The sequence below is a fragment of the Vibrio makurazakiensis genome (genome assembly GCF_050337375.1).
GTDB classification, from domain to species: domain Bacteria; phylum Pseudomonadota; class Gammaproteobacteria; order Enterobacterales; family Vibrionaceae; genus Vibrio; species Vibrio makurazakiensis.
Genome location: NZ_JAKJSW010000351.1, coordinates 1 through 2,831, shown reverse-complemented (window position 1 = coordinate 2,831; position 2,831 = coordinate 1). Strand labels below are relative to the sequence as shown.

The 2,831-nt window shown below is 43.1% G+C and carries 2 protein-coding genes; one reads left to right on the top strand and one right to left on the bottom strand.

The window, feature by feature from the left end; genetic code table 11:
- Window positions 1-70 precede the first annotated feature (70 nt).
- Window positions 71-1,201 carry a ribosomal protein uL16 3-hydroxylase gene (locus L4C33_RS21245; RefSeq protein ID WP_428814381.1) on the top strand — a complete coding sequence of 377 codons (1,131 nt, stop codon included), beginning with the start codon at window positions 71-73 and terminating at the stop codon, window positions 1,199-1,201.
- 93 nt (window positions 1,202-1,294) lie between these two features.
- On the opposite strand, the gene L4C33_RS21240 is transcribed toward L4C33_RS21245, so the two are convergent.
- Window positions 1,295-2,831: methyl-accepting chemotaxis protein (locus tag L4C33_RS21240; protein WP_428814380.1), on the bottom strand; the 1,537-nt coding region annotated here is incomplete at its 5' end.

Genomic DNA, 2,831 nt, shown 5'->3' with positions numbered 1-2,831 from the left:
GTTCAGCAAGATCTTCAATCCAAACTAGCACCTAGCACCTAGCACCTAGCACCCAATTTACAGGACTCTTATGTACCAACTTAGCTTCTCTATGCCTGACTTTCTTAACAATTACTGGCATAAGAAACCCACTATCATCAAAGGTGGCTTCCAAAACTTCGTCGACCCAATTTCTCCTGAAGAAATTGCAGGCTTGTCTATGGAAGAAGAGGTTGATTCACGCTTTGTTTCTAACCTAAATGACCAGTGGACTGCTGAGCATGGTCCATTCGGCGAAGACAAGTTTTCAACACTCGCAGATTCCCACTGGCAATTGATCGTTCAAGCGGCTAACCACTGGCACACTGGTTGTGCTCAGTTAACCGATGCTTTTACATCTATGCCAAACTGGTTATTTGATGACTTGATGATTTGCTACTCTGCAATTGGTGGTGGTGTTGGGCCTCACATTGATCAATACGATGTATTCATCATTCAGGGCAACGGTAAACGCCACTGGAGAGTGGGAGCAAAAGACGAAGGGCAATACAAAGAAACTTGTCGCGCTTCGGCTCTACGTCAAATTGAAGGTTTCGATTCTATTATCGATGAAACTCTAGAGCCAGGTGATATCCTTTATATTCCACCAGGTTTTCCTCATGAAGGGACAACACTTGAAGCTTCAATGAGCTATTCAATTGGATACCGTTCYCCAAAAGAACAGGAATTGGTGAGCAATTTCGCTGATTTCGTTTTAGCTCATGATATGGGTGACGTACACCTTCACGATCCAGAGTTTTCAGTGCAAGAAAACAACGGTCAAATCCGCACTTCTGATCTTGAAAACTTAACAAACATGCTGAAAGCTTCGTTTGAAGAAAACGGCACAGTGAATGACTTCATGGGCTGCCTATTAAGCCAATCACGTCATCAGTTAGATATCGTTGCACCAGAACCTCTATGGAATGCTGAGGAAGTTTCACAACATTTAGAAGTGCAAGGTAGCATACATCGAGTATCTGGCTTAAAAGCTCTTTACCACGAGACTGACAGCAATGTTGCTTACATCAATGGTGAAGTAATTAAAGTCGCAGACGTTGATTCTCCATTCCTAAAAGAACTTTGTGATTCGAACGTYATCGAAGACACGCAACTTAGCCCTGCAGCTATCGCGTTGATGACCGATCTAATAAATAAAGGTTACTGGTTCGTCGAAGAGTAGATTCCATTTCTAACGAATGGACTAAAAAGGCAAGTACAGCTTAACGCGGTACTTGCCTTTCTCTTATCTAAGCAACTTCTTGTTAGTCGTTACTTACACTTTAAACTGGTTCACTAAACTTTGTTGCTGTTTAGAAAGTTGGTCAATTTCGTTACCCACACCTTCAGAAGAACCTGCATGCTCTAGAATTTGAGCACTTAAATCACGAATGTTAGCAACACTTTGGTTAACTTCGCCCGACACCGATTGCTGCTCCTCAGCAGCACGGACGATCTGGCTATTCATATCCCCTATCGCGGTGATTGATTCGAATATCGCGCTCAAATCTTTCACAGCATTTTGAACATGCTCGGCAGTATCATTCGCCAATATATTGCCTTCTTGAATCGCTTCAACAACGTCCTGTGTTCCAGTGTGAACTTTACCAATCACTTCTCTAATCTCACCCACAGAAGACTGAGTTCTACTTGCTAAGTTACGAACTTCATCTGCAACGACAGCAAAACCACGACCTTGCTCTCCTGCCCTTGCCGCTTCAATAGCTGCATTTAGAGCCAACAAGTTAGTTTGCTCAGAGATTCCTTCGATAACAGTCAGGATTTCAGTAATGTTACCGTTATTTTTCGCGAGCTCTTCCACAATTGGTACAGCGCTGGTCATTCTGTCAACCAGCTTAACCATTTCTTCCGCAGACAACTCAATGACTTGCTGCCCTTGTTTAGCTGAAGTATTCGCTTTGTTAGCAGCTTGAACCGCAACTTCTGCATTTTGAACAACGAGGCTGGCTGTTTGTGTCATTTCTTCAGATGCAGTCGCGACCAAATCTACTTCTTTAAACTGAGACTCACTACTCTCACGGGTATCTGAAGCGGTTTGTTTTACTTTACTTGTGGTGTTGGCCACTTGTTCGGTGGTCGCTACCACTTGTTTGATCGTATTCTGTAGCTTATCTAAAAATAAGTTGAAGCCTTGTGCTAACTGTCCGATTTCATCTTGTGATTTCACTTCAAGACGTTGAGTTAAGTCGCCTTCTCCCGACGCTATATCATCCAGTCGTGACACAACCTCACGAATTGGCTTCACAATGGAAAGAGACGCAATAAAAATAATCGCTAAGCCAAGTAACACAAAAATCGTACCGGCTATAATTTCTGTTTTTACCCCTTTCTCAACTTGCTCGCTAATAACACCATCAAGCGTTTCTGCATCAGCAATCACACTTGAGCGTGGCATTTCAAACAGAACGCCCCAAGTCTGGTTCGCAGCCGTAACAGGAGCGAAGGAAATTAACCACTGTTGATTATCACTCCACTGAGTTATCACTTCCTCACCAAACAAAAAGTCTGTCATCACATCATTGGATACCTGTTGGCTATTGAAAGCACTGCCAATTTGGATAGAAGAGCTGTCAGTAGCGATAACGGAGCCATCGAGGCTAACAACGTAGACAGAACCGCTGCCATTGAATAAGTTTTGATCGGTTGTTTTAACAATTCCAGCCAAACCATCAAGGCGCAAATCGATACCTAAGAAGCCAATAACAACATCTTCAATGATCATCGGTACAGAAATAGATGTTGCTAGGATCTGCCCTTGACCACTTTCGATCAGCTTTGGTGTACTAATACAG